Origin of the sequence: Riemerella anatipestifer, assembly GCF_009670965.2 — a bacterium.
Taxonomy (GTDB): Bacteria; Bacteroidota; Bacteroidia; order Flavobacteriales; family Weeksellaceae; genus Riemerella; species Riemerella anatipestifer_B.
The window spans coordinates 1289043-1309232 of sequence record NZ_CP073239.1 but is presented as its reverse complement, the minus strand read 5'-3'; the positions used below and the strand labels follow the sequence as shown (position 1 = coordinate 1309232).

Annotated in this window: 19 protein-coding genes; 7 read left to right on the top strand and 12 right to left on the bottom strand. The window is 36.4% G+C overall.

Translation table 11 applies throughout. The annotated features are described in order from the left end of the window. Positions 1-2 precede the first annotated feature (2 nt). The 3 genes from D1J36_RS06060 to D1J36_RS06050 all read right to left on the bottom strand — a co-directional run bounded on the left by D1J36_RS06060 (position 3) and on the right by D1J36_RS06050 (position 3699). The gene (locus D1J36_RS06060) at positions 3-1277 is read right to left on the bottom strand and encodes a sigma-54 interaction domain-containing protein (protein WP_154137616.1); all 1275 of its coding nucleotides are present in this window, start codon (positions 1275-1277) and stop codon (positions 3-5) included. Positions 1278-1305: 28 nt separating this feature from the next. Then, positions 1306-2739 carry a tRNA (N6-isopentenyl adenosine(37)-C2)-methylthiotransferase MiaB gene (gene miaB / locus D1J36_RS06055; protein ID WP_154137615.1) on the bottom strand — a complete coding sequence of 478 codons (1434 nt, stop codon included), beginning with the start codon at positions 2737-2739 and terminating at the stop codon, positions 1306-1308. A gap of 165 nt (positions 2740-2904) precedes the next feature. After that, a complete protein-coding gene (locus tag D1J36_RS06050) occupies positions 2905-3699 on the bottom strand; it encodes a DUF2797 domain-containing protein (protein WP_154137614.1) in 795 nt (264 codons plus the stop codon). Positions 3700-3816: 117 nt separating this feature from the next. On the opposite strand from D1J36_RS06050, the gene D1J36_RS06045 reads away from it, so the two are divergent. The 3 genes from D1J36_RS06045 to thiL all read left to right on the top strand — a co-directional run bounded on the left by D1J36_RS06045 (position 3817) and on the right by thiL (position 7225). Further along, positions 3817-5556 (top strand): DUF4153 domain-containing protein, encoded by a 1740-nt coding sequence (locus D1J36_RS06045; protein WP_154137613.1) that lies wholly within the window; start codon positions 3817-3819, stop codon positions 5554-5556. Between the two features lie 103 nt (positions 5557-5659). Beyond that, positions 5660-6157 carry an acyl-CoA thioesterase gene (locus tag D1J36_RS06040; RefSeq protein WP_154137612.1) on the top strand — a complete coding sequence of 166 codons (498 nt, stop codon included), beginning with the start codon at positions 5660-5662 and terminating at the stop codon, positions 6155-6157. A 15-nt stretch (positions 6158-6172) separates the two neighbouring features. Next, entirely contained in the window at positions 6173-7225 is a 1053-nt protein-coding gene (gene thiL / locus D1J36_RS06035; protein ID WP_154137611.1) for a thiamine-phosphate kinase, read from the top strand. Positions 7226-7285: 60 nt separating this feature from the next. On the opposite strand, the gene D1J36_RS06030 is transcribed toward thiL, so the two are convergent. Further along, positions 7286-8143, bottom strand: a complete 858-nt coding sequence (locus D1J36_RS06030) for a GLPGLI family protein (RefSeq protein ID WP_154137610.1) — start codon at positions 8141-8143, stop codon at positions 7286-7288. 178 nt (positions 8144-8321) lie between these two features. On the opposite strand from D1J36_RS06030, the gene bioB reads away from it, so the two are divergent. From bioB to lpxB, 3 genes are read left to right on the top strand one after another with little or no spacing between them, the layout of a single operon-like run. Next, entirely contained in the window at positions 8322-9419 is a 1098-nt protein-coding gene (gene bioB, locus D1J36_RS06025; RefSeq protein ID WP_154137609.1) for a biotin synthase BioB, read from the top strand. After that, positions 9412-10035 (top strand): DUF502 domain-containing protein, encoded by a 624-nt coding sequence (locus tag D1J36_RS06020; RefSeq protein ID WP_109475193.1) that lies wholly within the window; start codon positions 9412-9414, stop codon positions 10033-10035. The genes bioB and D1J36_RS06020 overlap by 8 nt, the downstream gene beginning before the upstream one ends. 54 nt (positions 10036-10089) lie before the next feature. Then, on the top strand, positions 10090-11190 hold the full coding sequence (gene lpxB, locus D1J36_RS06015) for a lipid-A-disaccharide synthase (RefSeq protein ID WP_154137608.1): 1101 nt from the start codon (positions 10090-10092) through the stop codon (positions 11188-11190). 1 nt (position 11191) lies between these two features. Here lpxB and D1J36_RS06010 read toward each other — a convergent pair whose 3' ends face one another. The 5 genes from D1J36_RS06010 to D1J36_RS05990 all read right to left on the bottom strand — a co-directional run bounded on the left by D1J36_RS06010 (position 11192) and on the right by D1J36_RS05990 (position 16241). Continuing rightward, on the bottom strand, positions 11192-12103 hold the full coding sequence (locus D1J36_RS06010) for a TIGR01777 family oxidoreductase (RefSeq protein ID WP_154137607.1): 912 nt from the start codon (positions 12101-12103) through the stop codon (positions 11192-11194). A gap of 61 nt (positions 12104-12164) precedes the next feature. Further along, on the bottom strand, positions 12165-14315 hold the full coding sequence (locus tag D1J36_RS06005) for a S9 family peptidase (RefSeq protein WP_154137606.1): 2151 nt from the start codon (positions 14313-14315) through the stop codon (positions 12165-12167). A gap of 126 nt (positions 14316-14441) precedes the next feature. Continuing rightward, positions 14442-15224: a TPM domain-containing protein gene (locus tag D1J36_RS06000; protein WP_154137605.1), complete on the bottom strand. Its 783-nt coding sequence runs from the start codon at positions 15222-15224 to the stop codon at positions 14442-14444. Continuing rightward, positions 15205-15636 carry a TPM domain-containing protein gene (locus D1J36_RS05995; protein ID WP_154137604.1) on the bottom strand — a complete coding sequence of 144 codons (432 nt, stop codon included), beginning with the start codon at positions 15634-15636 and terminating at the stop codon, positions 15205-15207. The genes D1J36_RS06000 and D1J36_RS05995 overlap by 20 nt, the downstream gene beginning before the upstream one ends. Beyond that, the gene (locus tag D1J36_RS05990) at positions 15636-16241 is read right to left on the bottom strand and encodes a LemA family protein (RefSeq protein ID WP_004918316.1); all 606 of its coding nucleotides are present in this window, start codon (positions 16239-16241) and stop codon (positions 15636-15638) included. Before D1J36_RS05990 ends, D1J36_RS05995 begins: the two co-directional genes overlap by 1 nt. 82 nt (positions 16242-16323) lie before the next feature. Here D1J36_RS05990 and D1J36_RS05985 point away from each other — a divergent pair, with 82 nt between their 5' ends. Further along, positions 16324-16815, top strand: coding sequence for a dihydrofolate reductase (locus tag D1J36_RS05985; RefSeq protein WP_154137603.1), 492 nt, complete (start codon positions 16324-16326; stop codon positions 16813-16815). A gap of 10 nt (positions 16816-16825) precedes the next feature. Here D1J36_RS05985 and rimO read toward each other — a convergent pair whose 3' ends face one another. From rimO to rfbB, 3 genes are all read right to left on the bottom strand, one after another. After that, positions 16826-18130, bottom strand: coding sequence for a 30S ribosomal protein S12 methylthiotransferase RimO (gene rimO / locus D1J36_RS05980; RefSeq protein WP_154137602.1), 1305 nt, complete (start codon positions 18128-18130; stop codon positions 16826-16828). A 105-nt stretch (positions 18131-18235) separates the two neighbouring features. Beyond that, a complete protein-coding gene (gene rfbA / locus D1J36_RS05975; RefSeq protein ID WP_154137601.1) occupies positions 18236-19093 on the bottom strand; it encodes a glucose-1-phosphate thymidylyltransferase RfbA in 858 nt (285 codons plus the stop codon). A gap of 4 nt (positions 19094-19097) precedes the next feature. Next, entirely contained in the window at positions 19098-20180 is a 1083-nt protein-coding gene (gene rfbB, locus D1J36_RS05970; protein ID WP_154137600.1) for a dTDP-glucose 4,6-dehydratase, read from the bottom strand. Positions 20181-20190: the final 10 nt, after the last annotated feature.

Here is a 20190-nt window from a genome sequence, read left to right as displayed (position 1 = left end):
ATTTAGTCTTCTAAATCATATTGTTTAATCTTACGATAAAGTGTTCGTTGAGAAATACCTAATGCTTCCGCCGCTTTATTTCGTCTTCCGTTATGCATTTCTAGTGCTTTTACAATAAGCTCTCGCTCATTGTTCTGCAAAGATAAAGATTCTGGTTTAGCTTCTTCTACCTCTATATCTTCAATTTCCACATCATCTTGCACAGGTGCTACCATACCAGACTCCATACCACTATTTTGATTTTCAAAATAAAGTAAAGACCCCGTATTAACCGCCGCCGTATCTGGTGTATAAATTCTATTGATAAGACTCTTTTCGTGATGGCTAAAATCAGAATTCCCTCTATTTTTTATCAGCTCCGAAGTTAATGATTTCAAATCATTGATATCGTTCCTCATATCAAAGAGTATTTTATACATAATCTCTCTCTCAGAACTAAAATCAGAACCTGAACCACCCATTGTATTCTTCTGAACTAAAGCAGGTAATTTATTTTCCGTAGGAATATATTCCGCTAATCTTACAGCATCTATCTCTCTTTTTTGCTCTACCACCGTCATCTGCTCTACCAAATTCCTCAGCTGTCTCACATTCCCAGGGAAAGGATATTGTTCTAAATAACTTACCGCATCGTCAGTAAGTTTAAGTTCAGGCATACGGTATTTTTCCGCAAAGTCAATCGCGAATTTTCTAAAAAGCAAATGGATATCTCCCTTGCGTTCTCTAAGTGGCGGCATGTCTATCTGCACCGTATTCAGACGGTAAAACAAATCCTCACGAAAACGCCCATCTTGGATTGCACTCAACATATTAACATTAGTTGCTGCCACAATACGCACATTGGTTTTCTGTATTTGGGAAGACCCTACCTTCATAAACTCACCACTCTCTAACACACGCAACAGACGAACCTGTGTTTGTAAAGGTAACTCTCCTACCTCATCTAAAAAGATAGTTCCGCCGTCCGCCACTTCAAAATAGCCTTTTCGTGTGGAAGTTGCCCCTGTAAAAGCCCCTTTTTCGTGTCCGAAAAGTTCGGAATCTATGGTACCTTCTGGGATAGCCCCACAGTTTACCACGATATAAGGTTGATGCTTCCGGCGTGATTCTGAGTGAATGATTTTAGGAATAAACTCCTTACCAACCCCACTTTCGCCAATCACCAAAACCGAAATATCCGTGGGTGCTACCTGTATGGCCTTTTCTAAGGCTCTATTGAGTACGGGATAGTTACCTATAATCCCAAATCTATTCTTTATATTTTGTAGCTCTGACATCTTTGATAAAAATTAAAGGTTAAAAAACTTAGTCCACTCTCCCCAAAAGTGTGCCTTGCGTATTATCATAGACAAAAACAGAAACTATGTCTCCTATCTTCTGCCCTTCTTTCTTATCAAACACACAAACCGCGTTTTGGGAGTTTCTTCCCTTCCATTGGTTTTTATCCTTTTTACTTTCTCCTTCTATCAGGATTTCATGATGACGCCCTACATAGCCTTTCATTCTCTTTCTAGAAAGCTCTCCCTGCAAATCTATTACTTCCTGCAAACGGCGTTTTTTAACTTCCGCTGGGACATTGTCTTCCATTTTTTTATGGGCGGGTGTCCCTGGTCTTTCCGAATAAGCGAACATATAACCGTAATCGTACTCTACCTCTTTCATAAGAGATAAGGTATCTTGATGGTCTTCTTCCGTTTCATTACAGAAGCCTACTATCATATCTTGAGAGAAAGCCACATCAGGCACTATTTTTCTTGCCTCTTTAATAAGCTCTAGATATTCCTCTCTAGTATGCTGTCTGTTCATTAGTTCTAGCATTTTGTTACTTCCCGTCTGAACAGGCAAATGTACATACTTACAAATATTAGGATATTGAGCCATTTTCCTAAACACCTCCAAGTTCATATCTTGAGGGTTAGAAGTAGAAAATCTGATACGCATCTCTGGTACCGCCTTTGCCACCATCTCTAGCAGTTGAGAGAAATCTACCGCTGTAGCTTTTTGCATTTCTGTGGCTTTATCAAAATCTTTTTTAGGACCGCCACCGTACCAAAGGTAAGAATCTACATTCTGCCCTAGTAAAGTAATTTCCTTATAGCCGTTTTCCCATAACTCTTGGCATTCTTTAATAATAGAATGTGGGTCTCTACTCCTTTCTCTTCCTCTTGTGAATGGCACCACACAGAAAGTACACATATTATCGCAACCTCTAGTAATGGTTACAAAAGCCGTAACTCCATTGCCACCCAACCTCACAGGATTGATATCTGCATAGGTCTCTTCCTTAGAGAGAATTACATTGATGGCATCTCTACCGTCTTCGGTTTCCTTAAGTAGGTTAGGTAAATCTCTGTATGCATCAGGACCAACTACCAAATCCACCAGTTGCTCCTCTTCTAAAAATTTGGTTTTAAGCCTTTCTGCCATACAGCCCAAAACCCCCACCGTAAGACTTGGTTTTTCTTTTTTCAAATTCTTGAATTGAGACAAACGCATTCTTACTGTTTGCTCTGCTTTTTCTCTGATAGAGCAAGTGTTAAGCAAAATTAAATCTGCTTCTTCTACCTTTAGAGTGGTATTGTAGCCTTCATCATTTAAAATAGAAGCCACGATTTCGCTATCAGAAAAATTCATTTGGCAACCATAACTTTCTAAAAAAAGTTTCTTAGAGTTACCTTCCTTTTCTGCTATGGCGTAAGCCTCTCCCTGACGACTTTCGTCTATATATTTCTCTTGCATAGTCTATTGTATTAACCATTAAATATTACCCACAGGATAATCTAATCCGCAAATATACTAATTATTATGACAAAATGGCAGATAAAAACAGTCGTATCATAAGAAATACAACTCGGTTGCTTTCATACTGAAGACAACACTTTATTTTTTAACCCTTTTTCTAAGCTAATCTTTTATTTCAAGTTCCACCACATAGCCCTCGTGGGAGCGAACATTCATTACGCCACCATCTTCAAATGCCAAGTATTGCCCTTTAACTCCTTTTAAAATACCTTGATATTCTTTTGTCTTACTTAAATTTATAGAAGTGATTTTTTCTAAGGGCGTATAAGGATATTTTAAACTATAAAGTTCGGACTCTACCACAAACTTTTGACTTTCCTTTGGGAATAAACCAACCACTTCCTCTCTTAACGCAAACAAATCTACCTCGCTAGTCCCATCATCGGAGAGCATTTTTCGCCAATTGGTTTTATCGGATAAATGAGTTTTAAGAGCCACTTCTATAACTCCTGCTTCGTAGCGGTTTTCGGTCTTCGCTATGGGAAGAGCCTTTGTTGCCCCTTGGTCTATCCATCTAGTAGGTACTTGTGTTTGCCTGGTAACCCCAACTTTAACCTCTCCCGTATAAGCCAAATAAACCAAATGTGGTTGTAGCTGTATTTTCCGTTCCACCTCTATATCTCTTTCTTCTATATCTAGGTGGGCTTTAGAAAGTTCGGGCTTTAGAATAGTTTCACTAGCATAAGGGCTTTCAAAAAAGCATTTTTTACAAAACCCCATCTGATACACAGGCTCATCGCTCCCACATTCCACACACTGAAATCCTATATGCTTTATACTCAGCCTGCGGTTAAACAAAGCATTAATATGCAGTAAATCATCAGATAGATTAAGGTAATATTGGATAGGTTCTGCCAACTGTGCAGACATCTTGAGTACTTGCCCTGTAAATAACATCTTTTGCTAATTTTTCTCAAAAATACAGATTAAATTCGGCAGTAACAAACCAATGAATTATCAGACTTTGCCACTACAAACAAAAACAATACATTTGTTATCTCATTTAATCTAATTATGAAACTACTTAATAACGCCCTCAAAAATTTAAAGAAAATAGTTGCCAACTACCCAATGGTACTACTTTCGGCACTCATTTCTTATATTGCCATCGTTATGGCTATTATATGGGACGCAAAGTCCGATTTTGTTTATAATATGGCGGTTATTGCTTTTGTTTCTGCCACGGGGATAGGTTTGTTCTTTTCTCTAAAAAAGCTAAGTGATGTTATTGGCAAAAAGTGGCTTCTCAATATCGTGGGTGTAGTGCTATTAGTGGGATATTACGCCATCTTCCCCAATGATTACTCTCAATTTGAAAATTTCACCTTTATAATCATTCCAGTGGCTGCAATTATCCATTTATTTATTTCGGTAGCTCCCTTTTTACCAAAAGTTAAAAATGAATACTCCTTTTGGAACTATAACAAAAATTTGTTTGTTAACTTCATACTGTCCTCTATTTTTAGTGGTGTTCTAGCGGCTGGAATTCTTTCAGCCATCAGTATTTTTAATAGTTTATTTGGCATCAATGATAATTATAAAATATATCCTATCTTATTTTCTGGCATATCCATTTTAGGGAATACCATCATTTTCCTCCTTTTTGAAGAAAGAAGCAGAGAAGAAGAACGCACTGGTACTGTAACAGGGTTCCCTATCGCACTCAAATTCTTTACACAATACATACTTATTCCACTTTTATTTATCTATTTAGTGATTATGTACCTATATGCTGCCAAGATTATTTTCTTATGGGAGCTCCCTAAAGGCTTGGTATCTATCACTGTGATTAGCTACTCTTTAGTAGGGATATTCGCATTGCTTTTGGTACACCCACTAAAAAATGAAAACAGTAAATCTTGGGTTAAATGGTTCTCCAAAATATTTTACTTCTCGCTTGTACCAATGTTAGTATTGCTATTTGTAGCGATTTTCACTCGTTTGTTTGATTATGGAGTTACCGAGTCTAGATACTTTGTCCTTTTAATGGCGATATGGATTACCTTATGTACCTTTTATTTCATTTTTAGAAAGAAGACTTCCATATCGTTTATTCCTAAAAGTTTGATGGCATTTTTAATCTTTGCGTTAATTTTCCCTTACTTCAATGTATTTTCGGTAGCTAAGAGAAGTCAACTAAACCGTTTACATCAGGTATTGTCTGAAAACGGACTGCTCGTGAATGGCAAAATCAATTTTAATAAAGTGATAAAGCGTTCTGTTTTTTATGAAATTAGTGATGCAGGAAGGTATTTAATTAACCGAAATGCAAAAGATGAACTCGCCCAATATCTTGATGAAAAACATTTTAAAAACCTAAACAAAGAGTTCCCTTATTTTGTAGAATATGACGATTTTACCACTATAAATGATGAAACAGGAAGCATTACTGAAAGAGGTAATGAATATAAATACTTCAACTTAAAAGACAGAACACAAGCGATACCTTTTGACGGCAAAGGCTGGATTCTAAGTACTGAATATGATAACAATGCCGAACTAACAATAGAAAACAAATCATTAAAGATAAATAGTAGCCTACTCATAAGCCTAGATAACAAAGAAGTAAATTTTGCACCAGATATTACTGAGTTTGCTAAAAACACTCCTTCGGGCGAAGTGGAAGAAATGGCATTCACAAAAAACCTTGAGGGCTACCGTATAACGATATACATTAACCGTATTGATTATAATATTGAAAAAGAAGAAGTAACCTATGCGAATATAGAGCTTATTACAATTAAAAAACTTTAAAGCAAATACAACAGTAGTTGTACTATAAAATACCTTTATACGAAGTATTGCTAAAAACCGTTTTACTTTAAATTTTCTTACCTTTGACCTTAAAAAATTAAAAATGTCAGTATTCTACCATAAATTTGAAGTGCGTTGGAGCGATATAGACGCCAACAGACACCTTGCCAACTCCGCCTATGTGCAGTATTGTGCCCAAACAAGAATGGCTTTTATGAACCAACATAAAATGGGACTTGCACAGCTTAATCGTTGGGGAATTGGTCCCGTACTTCTTCACGAAAAGTATTCGTTTTTTAAAGAAATTTATGCAGACCAAACGGTTTATGTTTCTTTGGAGGTTTCGGGCGTGTCAGAAGATGCCAGCATTTATGCTTTTACTCACAAGTTTTATCTACCTGATGGTACTCACTGTGCCACTTCAGAAGTAATGGGCGTATGGATAGACACTATGCTAAGAAAAACCACCACGCCACCTGATGATATTTTGGTAAGTCTGGCACCCTATAAAACAGAAAACACCAAAACACTAAGTAGAGAAGACATCAAAAATCTTCCTTTCAGACCAGAAAATATAGACCCTTCTGTTTTTCAATCTTAATTTTTAAACTTCATTATGTTAGAAGAAAAGAAAATGGCACTTACTCCAGTTTCTCAATTAGGAGAGTTTGGACTGATAAAACACTTAACCGACAAATTCAGTTTAAAAAACACCTCTTCGGAACTAGGCATAGGAGATGATGCTACCATCATCAATCCAGAAAACAAAAAAGTAGTTGTTTCTACCGATGTTTTAGCAGAAGGCGTACATTTTAATTTAGGTTATGTTCCGCTAAAGCACCTAGGGTATAAGGCTGTTGTAGTCAATCTAAGTGATATTGCCGCTATGAATGCCACACCTACACAAATATTGGTTTCTATGGCGGCTTCCAACCGTTTCCCAGTAGAGGCTTTTGACGAAATTTATGCAGGTATCGCTTTAGCTTGCGAACGCTACAATGTAGACCTTGTAGGTGGTGATACTACCAGCTCCCAAGCAGGACTTATATTGAACATTACAGCCATAGGACTCGCAAACGAAAATGAATTAGCCAAACGAAGCGGCGCTAAACCTAACGACCTATTAGTAGTTACAGGAGATTTAGGTGGTGCATATATGGGGCTGCAAATTCTAGAACGAGAGCATTCGGTGTACTTAACCAATCCTAATATGCAACCAGAAATGGAAGGCTACGACTATATCCTAGAACGCCAACTAAAACCCGAAGCAAGAACGGACATCAAAAAGACTTTAACCGAATTGGACATCACTCCAACCTCAATGATAGATATTTCTGACGGATTGGCTTCGGAGATTCTGCACTTGTCTGACCAAAGCAAAGTAGGTTTTAGGTTATATGAAGAGAAAATCCCTATGGATACTCTTACCATAACTACCGCAGATGAGTTTAATCTAAACCCTGCAATGGCAGCCCTTAACGGTGGCGAAGACTATGAACTCTTATTCACCATTTTTCCAAACGATTATGAAAAGATAAGAAACCACCCAGATTTTACTATTATTGGTCATGCTACGGAGCTAGAACAAGGCAATTACTTGGTACTAAGAGGAAGCGAACAGCTCACGCCACTCACCGCACAAGGCTGGGACGCATTACTTTCAAAGTAAATATTTTTCATAAAGAAAAAGGCTTATACTTTTTTCCGTATAAGCCTTTTTTTTGAACAATCAATGTTCTGTTTTTTCTATCAGATTTTCATTTTCAAAATTATGAAGTTTTCGTTTTTGTCTTTCCAATAAATTTCTCACATTTTCCGCAGAAGTATCAATCCCCATACTGACAGCCTCTGCCACAAGCCTTTCTATGTTGCTTTTCTTCATTTTTCGTATTTCTGAAAAGGTGGCTGGGGTAGCCTTTTTGTATCGCGAATCTTGTAAAGAAAGTGCTTTGCCGTTGAGGTTATCTTTGAATGTAGATTTTACCAATTCAAAACTAAACTCGCCATCTTCACTTTCTATTTTCACCACCAAACCTGGCAAGCTTGTAAATTTATAAGGTCCGTAAGGCAACGGAATCTCTGGGGAATACCAAGCCACCCAATCTCTACCCTTGTAATGTAACGTTGCTTTTTTGCAACTAAAAGTATTGATAGTTTCGCTTTCATTTATCAATTTCCAATCTTTGATGACTGGCTCTTTATAAGTATATGAACTACTTCCATTTCCCTCAAAATACTGATTTTCTTGGCTGGTTTGTAAAACGCTATAATCATATTTACCTTTCAATCTATCAGACATTGTAACATTAATAGGTCGTCCTTTTGGTGTGGCGGCAAAAGCTCTGTAAATATCACTTTGTCTTGCAGAGTCATTTTTCGCCATATTTTCACTAAAAAAGAAAGCTTTGTCCTTTAAAACTTGCAAAAGAAAAACTTCCTCATCTACGAAAGAATTAGTTTTATCCAATTTCGCCTTTAAAAGATAGGCAAATTCTACTTCCAGCGTATTTTCATCATTCTTTTGAGCTAATAATAATGTGGAGAAAATTAAGCCTAAAAATATTACTACATTCTCTATTTGTTTCATTATAATCTTCAATTTTTTACCAAGATAAAACTTTCGTATAAATATCCAAAAGTTTTTTATGAAATATATCTAAGTTAAATAAAAAGCACTTTGTAATTCTAGTTTTTCATCTTTCGTTAAAGAAAAAATAAGTAAATTTACAACCTCTAATTTGAACAAAAATCTATAACAAAATAAAATGATTAAACAAAACTGGACGACCCAAGAGATTTTAGATATTTATAACTTGCCTTTCTTTGACTTGATTTATCGTGCAGCAGAGGTTCATCGCCAACACCACGACCCTAATAAAATACAAGTATCCTCGCTCATTTCTGTAAAAACAGGAGGTTGCCCAGAAGATTGTGGTTACTGTCCTCAAGCAGCAAGATACCACACAGAGGTTAAAATCCACGAGATGTTACCTGTAAACCAAGTAAAAGCTCAAGCCTTAAGAGCCAAGCAAAATGGCATTTCTAGGGTATGTCTAGGAGCAGCGTGGAGAAATGTAAAAGACGGTCCTGATTTTGACCATGTGCTAGATATGGTAAGAGAGGTAACCAAACTAGATATGGAAGTATGTTGCACCCTAGGAATGCTTACCGAAAATCAAGCTAAAAGGCTAGAAGAAGCTGGGCTATACGCCTATAACCATAATATAGACAGTTCCGAAGAATATTATAAAGAAGTGATTTCTACCCGTGCTTTTGAAGACCGATTAGAAACCATCAATAATGTAAGAAAAACCTCTATCACCCTTTGTTCTGGAGGAATTATTGGTATGGGAGAAAGTGTGGAAGACCGCTGTGGAATGCTAAAAGTTTTAGCCAATATGATGCCACAGCCCGAAAGTGTTCCAATCAATGCTTTGGTTGCCGTAGAAGGAACGCCTATGGAAGACCAAGAACCTGTAAACATTTTTGAGTTTGTAAGAATGGTAGCGACTGCTAGAATTGTTTTACCTAAAACTCAAGTAAGACTTTCCGCAGGAAGAACAGAATTTTCTAAGGAAGGGCAAGCACTTTGTTTCTTTGCGGGTGCCAACTCTATTTTTGCAGGAGATAAATTATTAACCACCCCTAACCCTGATATTAACGAGGACAAAACCTTATTTAATCTTTTGGGAATAAAACCTCAACAACCTTTTGAAAAACACGCCAAAAGAGAGGTTGTGGACAAAGAAAACAGCCAATACACAGCTCTAGGAGAAAATCCTAAATGGACGAGACCTGGACACAAAATACCAAGAAACGAAGAGAAAAGACAATCTAGTAGCTCTCTAAAAGATAATGAATAAAAACTTAAACGATTACCTTGGGCTCTTCCTTCGTTCTTTTTTGCAAGGATTAGTTATTATTGGTCCCGTTGCTGCAACGGTATGGATTATTTGGTATATTGTTTCTAGTATAGACAACATTATACCTTCCATTGCGGAGAAATTCCCTGGGCTTATCTTTATATTGGTAATCAGTAGCACAGCACTTATAGGTTGGCTCGGTAATAAATTTCTATTAGGGAGAATCTTAGTGGATAGTATAGATTATCTACTTGAGCATACGCCAGGTATCAAATTTATTTACACTTCTTTAAAAGATGTGATGTCTTCTTTTGTTGGAGATAAAAAGAAATTTAACATTCCTGTACTCATCAAAACTAACGATTCTCCAGAAGTTTGGAGAGTAGGCTTTCTTACTCAAAAAGAAGTTTCTATCATGGGACTTCAGGAGCATGTATCGGTCTATCTTCCGCATTCTTATGCCGTCTCTGGCTGGGTAGTTTTAGTAGAAAGTAAAAATGTAAAATTATTAGAAAATATCAACGCTGCTGATGCCATGAAATTTGCTGTAAGTGGTGGAGTTGCTGGATTTCCTAATAATATAACTTCAAGAAAAAAGGAAGATACTGTATCGTAGTTAGCTATTTTCCTATATTTCATAAACTCTATATCTCATTAGAAAAGGATTAAAATGAAATACTACATTATAGCAGGAGAAGCCTCTGGTGATTTACATGGAAGCAACCTTATGAAAGCTCTAAAACAAAAAGACCCTAACGCTACTTTTAGATTTTGGGGTGGTGATTTAATGGAGCAACAAGGTGGCACTTTGGTAAAGCATTACAGAGATCTAGCATTTATGGGGTTTGTGGAGGTTATTCAAAACTTAGGCACTATACTCAGAAATATTAAATTCTGTAAAGAGGACATTCGTAATTTTTGCCCTGATGTTTTAATTCTTGTAGATTATCCTGGCTTTAACCTTAGAATTGCCAAGTTTGCAAAAAAGTTAGGTATTAAAGTCGTTTATTACATTTCCCCTCAACTTTGGGCATGGAAGGAAAGCAGAGTAAACATCATAAAAAAATATGTAGATGAAATGCTTGTTATCCTACCATTTGAAAAGGATTTTTATAAAAAACATCAGATAGAAGCTCATTTTGTTGGACACCCACTTTTAGATGCTTTATCTGATTTACCACCAATTGACATTCAAACTTTTAAAAAAGAACATCAATTAAGTGATAAAAAAATCATTGCTCTTCTACCTGGTTCTAGAGAACAAGAAGTAAAAAAAATGCTTTCAATAATGCTTTCTGTGAGGAGTGAATTTAAAGACTATCAGTTTGTAATCGCTGGAGCTCCTAGTTTACCTAAATCTTTCTACGAAAGTTATGTAGATAAGGAAGTGAGCTTTATTTCTAATAAAACCTACGACCTTCTCCGATGCTCCGATGCAGCACTCGTAACCTCTGGCACAGCTACTTTGGAAACCGCCTTATTAGAAGTCCCAGAAGTAGTTTGCTATCGTGGAAGTAAAATCTCCTACGAAATCGCTAAACGCCTCATCAAACATATTAAATACATTTCCCTCGTTAATTTAATTATGGATAAAGAGGTGGTTAAAGAACTTATTCAAGATGAACTCAATACGCCTAATCTTGTTAAAGAACTCAAACTGATACTCAATGAAAATAGAACCAGTCTTCTTTCTGACTATAAAATTCTTAAAGAAAAACTAGGAGGAAAAGGAGCTAGCGAGAAAGCAGCAGAAATCATTACTAAGAATTAGATTATTTTTCTAAATCTTCAACAGCATCTTTTATATTAGGATATCTAAATTTGTATCCTGCTTGTTCTATTTTCTGTGAGGAAACTTTAGCATTAGAAATTAGCATATCCGATAGTTCGCCTAGCATCATTCTAAGAAAAAATTTAGGAACTTTTACAGGCAGACTATATTTCTTTTTAGATTTTTGAGTTTGATTTAAAAATTCATTTTGTGTTACTGGATTAGGTGCCACCGAATTAAAAATACCTTCCACTTCGTTCTCCAGTAAGTGATGGTAAATAGCACAATGGTCTTTGATATGAACCCAACTCATCATTTGTTTACCATTTCCAAGTAGAGGTTTAATACCAAAATTTAAAGGTTGAGTCATTTTAGGATAAGCCCCACCATTTGTTCCTAAAACAACACCTGTTCGTAGAATACATAATCTTTTCCCTAAATCACTGACCGGCTTTATAGAATTTTCCCACTTTTGGCATAATTGTGCTAAAAAATCTGCTGCAGCGGGCATATCTTCCCTACAAAACATATCACTAGGAATTTCTAACCCATACCAACCTATCGCAGAAGTACTAATAACCGTCGTAATACGATTATCCACTTCCCGCAGAGCTTTTATTATTGTCTCATTAGCATTGATTCTACTATTGATGAGTATTCCTTTCCTTTGAGTAGTCCAGCGTTCATCTGCAATACCTGCTCCTGCGAGGTTGATGATAGCATCTGCCATTTCAAAAGGTTTTTTATCAAAGGTTTTTAATTGAGGATTCCATTCAAAATAGCGTAAATTATCCTGTAGATTATAAGGTGGTAGCCTTCTAGTTAAAATAAAAATTTCATATCCCTTTGAAATAAGATATTCGGTAAGATGTTTCCCTACAAAGCCTGTTCCTCCTGAAATAATGACTTTCATCTTTGCTTGCACTTTTTTTAATCAAAAAGCCCTAAGATATTTAATCCTAGAGCCTTTAAATTTAGTTTTTATTATTTTTCAAATGAGCATCAAAATAGTCTGTAACCTTTTGCATCAGATGCACCCTATCTTTACCTAGCACATTATGAGCATGACCTGGATAGACAAAGTAATCCAATTGTACCCCTTTATCAACTGCTGCTTTCAAGAAATCAATCGTATGTTGCCATACCACCACATCATCTTGAGCTCCGTGTATCAGGAGCAAATTCCCTTTAAGATTTTGAACCTTATCTAGTAGATTAGCTTGTGCATAGCCCTCTGGATTTTGCTGAGGTGTATCCATATAACGCTCTGTGTACATAATTTCATACATCTTCCAATCTATCACAGGACCTCCTGCTACACCTACCTTAAAGACATCTGGGTGACGAAGCATTAAACTCGTCGTCATAAATCCTCCGAAACTCCAACCATGAACGCCCATTCTTTCAGCATCTACAAAAGGTAATGATTTTAAATAATCTACTCCCTTTAGTTGGTCGTTCATTTCCACAGTTCCTAGCTGACGAAATGGTGCCGACTCAAACTTTAGACCTCTATTAGACGAACCTCTACCGTCCATAGTAAAGACGACATAGTCCCGCTGTGCCAAATACTCATACCAAAGATTCCCACTCGCAGGAAAAGAATTAGTAACTAACTGAAGATGTGGACCATTATATAAATAAACAATAACAGGATATTTTTTATTTGGATTAAATGAAGTCGGCAAAATCAGCTTTCCATAAAGAGGCGTACCATCATCTGCTTTCAGCGTTACATTTTTAACCTCTGGACGAAGGTATCCCTCCAAAGTATTATCCGCAGACAACAAAGTACTAGATGTCATTGTATTGGTATTGATGACCTCTATTTTTCTTGGCGTAGTGGCGTTAGAATAGCTATCTAACAAGACCGTCCCAGACTGATTAAGCAACCCTCTATGAACACCTGCCGACTTGGAAAGACGCACCATTTTCTTGTTGTGCCAATTAACCTTATATAAGTGCTTTTCTAAAGGTGTTTCTTTAGTTGCCTCTATATAAATTTCATTTTTCTTCGCATTGAATCCTAAAATATTACTTACCAACCAATCGCCTTCTGTTATTTGACCAATCAAACCTTTAGTGAGATGATAATGAAACAAGTGATTATACCCCGTCCTTTGACTCTGCCAAATAAAATCTGTATTAGAATTAGGGAAGAATACTAACGAGTGCTGTGGCTCTACATATTTATCACTTTTTTCCTCAAAAAGAGTTTTGATAAACGTTCCTGTTTTAGCGTCATATTGGTTCATTTTGAGGTGATTTTGGTCTCTATTGAGAACACCTACAAAAATATATTTAGCATCTGGGCTCCACGAAACTGCCGTTAAATATTGTTCTTTATCTCCTTCTACATTTAGAAAATGAGTTCTTTTCGATTTTACATCATAAACGCCTAAACTTACTTGGTGAGAAGTACCGCCCGCCATAGGATATTTAATATTATGATTTTTTGCAGGCGTAACCGACCAATCTATCACAGGATAATCATTCACCATCGTTTGGTCCATTCTATAAAATGCAATCATAGAATTATCGGGAGCAGAGAAAATACCTCCATCTATCCCAAACTCGTTACGATGAACTGATTGTCCACTAATGATATTTTCATTCTTTTCATCAGTAATTGCAAACGCTTGTCCATTTTTTTGCCAATAAAGATTGTTCTTAACTGTATAAACAAAAGTGGAATTATCTGATAAAAGTGTGATATTATCCGCTTCCTCTGGCAAACGTTCCCATTCTCTAATATTCCAACCATTACTTTTTTTCTCCAACAAATAATGAGTGTTGTCCTGAGAAAAATAAGCTGTATTATTATTGATGAAATTAAGATTAGGAAATCCAAATAATTTTCTACCTCCTGTTAAATTTTGGTTGATTTGGTAAAGAGAAATTAAAGTATCCGATTTCATTGAAGGATACTCTGTAACCATATAGGCATTCTTAACCGAATGAATATACCCTGAACCATCTTTTGCCCATTGTAATTGAGGTAAATTCTTAATTGCCAAATTAGAACGAAGCCCATTAACAGCTTCACTCATTGTAAACTTTTGTTTTTGAGCAGGTAGCAAACCCACTACAAACAAAGCCAACCAATAGTTTTTATTAAATCTCATAACAACAATTTGTTCTCCCCAAAGATACTAAAAAATGTTACACTGAAAACAAAACACCTCTAGTCTCCTTTGAACTTAAAATAAACTCCGTTATGAAAATCTTATTATGAAAAATTTAAGCTAAGATTACCAACCACCACTGGCTCCTCCACCGCCAAAGCTACCACCGCCTCCAAAACCGCCGAAACCTCTGCCACTACTAGAGCCTCCGCCAAAACCTCCCCCTGGAAAAGGAAAGAATCCTCCAGAATAAGAGCGTCTTCCTCGTCTTGTGATAATTACATCTTCATCATCGTAGCCACCTCTCCCATTAGAATCATGTCCTGAAAACATCAGTAAAATAAATATTATTATAATAAAAATAATGATACCCGTTGCCAATCCGCTATTTCTTTCAGGCTTCGGAATAGGTTTAAACTTACCTTGTACAGCTTCTATAATCGCTGTTGTTCCGTAATCTATACCTTCGTACCAAGCACCTGTCTTAAAGCGAGGCACTACAAGATAATCTATAATTTGTCCCGCTGTGGAAGCCGTAAGATACTGTTCCACTGCACGCCCCTGCTGTATAGATACCTTCCTATCTTCCGTAGCTATGAGAAAAACTACCCCATTATCTACTTTTTTTTGACCTATTCCCCACTGTTCACCAAACATTGTAGCCACATAGTTAATATCTTCCCCTTTAGTTGTTGGGATAATAATGACCATTATCTCGGTAGAAGTAGAATCCGCAAAGGCTATTAACTTTTGGTTGAGCTGTTGTTTCTCTTGGACAGAAAGTAAGTCCACCTCATCATAAACTGGATAAAGTACACTTGGCTTTTTAGGAATTTGATACTGAGCTACAACATTCCCAAACCAAATAAAAGATAGAAGTAAAAATATTTTAAGAGAATGTAATCTCATTCGGTAATTCGTTATGATTTTGTCCTTCTATAGGAAAATATTTTTTGAGTTCTTGACCTGCCTTGAAAATAGCTTCCTTCAGCCCTAAATAATATTTACCTTGAGCAAACGAAGCGGTAATTTCATCGTGCAATCCGTCCCAAAACTCTTGTTTCACCTTTTTATGAATACCCTCATCACCTATAATCGTAAGGTATTTATTATCAAAGTTAATATGAAATAAAACCGCATTTCTGTACTTAGTATCTTGCATACCTAACGATTGAAACACCTCAAAAGCTCTCTTAGCGTGATGATGTTCTGACTGAGTATCTATATGAACTCTAATTTCTCCTGTAGAAAGGCTTTCAGCTACTTTAATGGCTTCCACAAGGGAAGCCTGTTGTTCTTCTGTAAGATAATCTTTAACCATTATTTGAAAACTTCTGGAGCTTTTTCTGCACCTACTTCGGAACGGAAATAAGGCTTATCTCTAAAGTTAGTAAAATTAGCCAAAATGTTATTAGGGAATTTCTTAATAGTATTATTGTAATCTTTTACTGCATCATTAAAATAAACCGTTTCTGCTCTAATACTATTCTCTATTGCTATATATTCTCTTTGAAAATTAATATATTGTTGGTCTGCCTTCAAATTAGGATACTGCTCTACCACAGCCATTAGACGACTCAACGCTCCGCTCAATTCCCCTTGTGCTGACTGGAATCTTGCTAAATCAGCTTCCGTCATATTAGTAGGGTCTATAGTTACCGAAGTAGCTTTAGAACGAGCCTCAATTACTCCTGTTAAAGTTTCTTTTTCAAACTGAGCGTAAGATTTTACTGTTCTTTCCAAGTTAGGGATTAAGTTAGCTCTTTTTTGGTAAACCGTTTCTACATTAGACCATTTAGAGTTTACTTCTTGGTCTTTCTCTACAAAAGTATTATAACCTGACTTTCCCCAAAAGAAAAGCCCTACCAAAATAACTCCCAGTGCTATAAAAATAGTACTAGCACTCATACATCCTTTATTATTCATAGTTTCATTTTTTTAAATTAAAATTAAATCTGCACCGAATATACAAATTATATGCTAAATTTGTCAAAAAATAGTATTAAAAATGACTACCATCATTGTAGCAATGGGTAAAAATAATGAAATAGGCTTTAATAACCAACTTCTTTGGCATTTACCTAAAGATTTGAAACACTTCAAAAATTTAACCTCAGGACACCCTATAATTATGGGACGAAAAACCTACGAAAGTATTGGAAAACCTCTACCCAACAGAACTAATATCGTGGTTAGTCAAAAAAATGATTGGTTTGAAGAAGGTATTCTGATTGTTGGTACTTTAAAAGAAGCTATTAAATTTGCCAAGAAAATAGACGAAAATATTTTCATCATCGGTGGTGGCAGCATTTATGAACAGACCATAGACCAAGCAGAACGACTAGAAATAACCTTAGTAGATACTACTCTAGACGCAGATACCTTTTTTCCAAAAATCAACCCAAAAGAATGGCTAAAAACTGATGAGATTTGCCATGAAAAGGACGAGCAAAACCCTTATGATTTTTGCTTTCAAACTTATGAAAGAGTACAGAAATAATCAAATACAATTAGACCAATTCTCCGTATAAGTCATATTCCTCTGCAGAAGTTATACGAACATTAGCAAACTCCCCAATAGAAATATAGGTATTTTCCGCTGACACTAGTACAGTATTATCTACATCGGGAGAGTCAAACTCGGTTCTCCCTACAAAGTAATTACCTTCTTTTCTATCAAAGATACAACGGAATACCTGCCCTATTTTCTCCTGATTTTTCTCCCAAGAAATTTGAGACTGTAGTGCCATTATTTCTTCCACTCTCGACTCTTTAACCTTCTGAGGCACATTATCTTCTAGCTGATATGCCGTAGTATTTTCTTCGTGAGAATAAGTGAAACAACCTAACCTATCAAATCTTTGCTCTTTTACCCAATTTTTTAATTCTTGGAAGCGCTCTTCCGTCTCTCCTGGGTAACCTACAATAAGAGTGGTACGCACTGCCATATTTGGCACTTTTTCTCTAAATTTATTTAAAAGAGCGTTGGTTTTTTCATGCGTTGTCCCTCTTTTCATAGACTTTAGCAAATCAGTATTGATATGTTGCAACGGAATATCAATATAATTACATACTTTAGGCTCTTCTCTGATAATATCCAATACCTCCTCTGGAAATCCCGTAGGGAAAGCATAATGCAGCCTTATCCACTCAATCCCTTCTACTTTTACCAACTCTTTTAAAAGATCTCCCAAAGCTCTTTTCTTATAAATATCTAAACCATAATAAGTTAAATCTTGTGCAATCAAAATTAGCTCTTTAGTTCCTTTTTTGGCTAATTTTTTCGCTTCTTCTACCAATTTTTCTATTGGTGTAGAAACATGTCCCCCTCTCATCAACGGAATAGCACAGAATGAACACGGTCTATCACAGCCTTCGGATATTTTAAGGTAAGCATAATGCTTAGGAGTCGTCGTCAATCTTTCTCCTACTAATTCGTGCTTATAATCTGCTCCTAAATGTTTGAGTAAAATAGGTAAATCCCTCGTCCCAAAATATTGGTCTACATCAGGAATCTCCTTCAACAAATCTGGTTTATATCGCTCCGAAAGACAGCCTGTTACAAAAACTTGCTCTACTTCGCCCCTATTCTTCGCCTCTACATAATCTAATATTGTGTTGATAGATTCTTCTTTCGCATTGTCTATAAATCCACAAGTGTTAATTACCACAATATCTCCACGCTCTTGCTCATGCACCACTTCTTTTCCGTTGGCTTTAAGCTGACCCATAAGCACCTCCGAGTCGTACAAATTTTTTGAACACCCTAGCGTTACTACATTGATTTTTTTCTTTCCTGTGGATTTAGTTCTCATAACATTAATGGATTAAAAGCCTGCAAATTTAGGGATTTTTACACAAATAAAAAGGTACACCCTATAAAGATGTACCCTATTGATATTTATTTGTCTAAGAAATTATTACAAAATTCTTCTCAAGTATTCTCCGTAACCACTTTTACCGTATTTATCTGCCGATTTTAGAAGTTGTTCTTTATTGATGAAACCTTTTTTATAGGCAATTTCTTCAATACAAGAAATTTTGAAACCTTGACGCTTTTCTAAAACTTTCACAAACTCCGAAGCCTCATGTAAAGAATCAAATGTTCCTGTATCTAACCATGCGGTTCCTCTGCTCATTACTCCAACTTCCAACTCGCCTCTTTCTAAGTAAATTTTATTGATGTCCGTAATTTCTAATTCGCCTCTTGGTGAAGGCTTTAAGTTTTTAGCAAATTCTACCACCTGATTATCGTAGAAGTACAGTCCTGGAACCGCATAATTCGATTTTGGATTCTCAGGCTTCTCCTCAATGGAAATAGCTTTGTTATCAGAATCAAACTCCACCACCCCATATCTTTCTGGATCAGAAACTTGATAAGCAAACACACAACCTCCTTTGATTTCAGTCTTACTATTTAGTAACTGCGGTAATCCTGTACCATAGAAAATATTATCGCCCAATACCAAAGCTACCGAATCATCACCGATGAATTCCTCTCCTAAAATAAAGGCTTGTGCCAATCCGTCTGGGCTGGGCTGTACTTTGTACTCTATTCTACAACCAATTTGTGAGCCATCACCCAAAAGTTTTTTAAAGCCGTCTTGGTCATGTGGTGTCGTAATGATAAGTATTTCTCTAATCCCCGCTAACAACAAAGTAGAAAGCGGATAGTAAATCATCGGTTTATCATAAACGGGCATTAGCTGCTTACTCACCGCAATGGTTAATGGGTAAAGTCTTGTACCTGAACCTCCTGCAAGTATAATTCCTTTCATAGTTTTAATTTTTATACTGCTCTTTGTAATATTCTTGGTAAGCTCCGCTGGTTACATTTTCCAACCAATCTTGATTATTCAAAAACCAGTCGATAGTCTTAGCCAAACCTTCTTCAAAAGTAACGCTTGGTTTCCAACCTAAATCTTTATTGAGTTTCGTAGCATCTATCGCATAGCGTTTATCATGCCCAGGACGATCTTTCACAAAAGTGATTAACTTTTCGGAATATCCCTCTGGACGCCCTAACTTAGCATCCATCTGTTTGATAAGTTCTTTAATTAAATCAATATTTTGCCATTCGTTCCAACCGCCAATATTGTAAGTTTCGCCTGTCTTAGCCTCGTGGAAAATTTGGAAAATCGCCTTTGCATGATCTATGACAAACAACCAATCTCTTGTATATTTACCATCACCATAAATAGGTAGCGGTTTCTCGTTGATAATATTAGATATACAAAGCGGAATTAATTTCTCAGGAAAATGATTCGGACCATAATTGTTAGAACAATTAGACACGATAAAAGGCATTCCGTAAGTATTCCCATACGCTCTTACCAAATGGTCGGAAGCCGCTTTACTCGCCGAATAAGGCGATTTTGGATCGTAAGGCGTTTCTTCGGTGAAGAACCCCGTTTCGCCTAAAGCCCCATAAACCTCATCAGTAGAAACATGATAAAATAAGTTTTGCCTTGGCTCATCTGGGAAGTTCCCGTGCGTATGCTCTGGATTAAGCGTCCAAATTTCACGGCAAATATTTAATAAATTAGCCGTCCCCATCACATTGGTATTGATGAAAGCGTTAGGGTCGGTAATACTTCTATCCACGTGACTCTCCGCCGCCAAATGCACCACCGCATCAGGCTGATGTTTTTCAAATACCCTTCTTAACTCTTCGACTTTGGTAATATCTGCCTTTTCAAAAGCGTAGTTGGGTTCGTTTTCAATATCTTTTAAATTCTCTAAATTCCCTGCATAAGTCAGAACATCTAAATTGATTATTTTGGTATTAGGCAAGTTTTTCACAAACTCTCTTACCACATGAGAGCCAATAAAACCTGCTCCTCCTGTTATTATAATTGATTTCATCATTTATTTT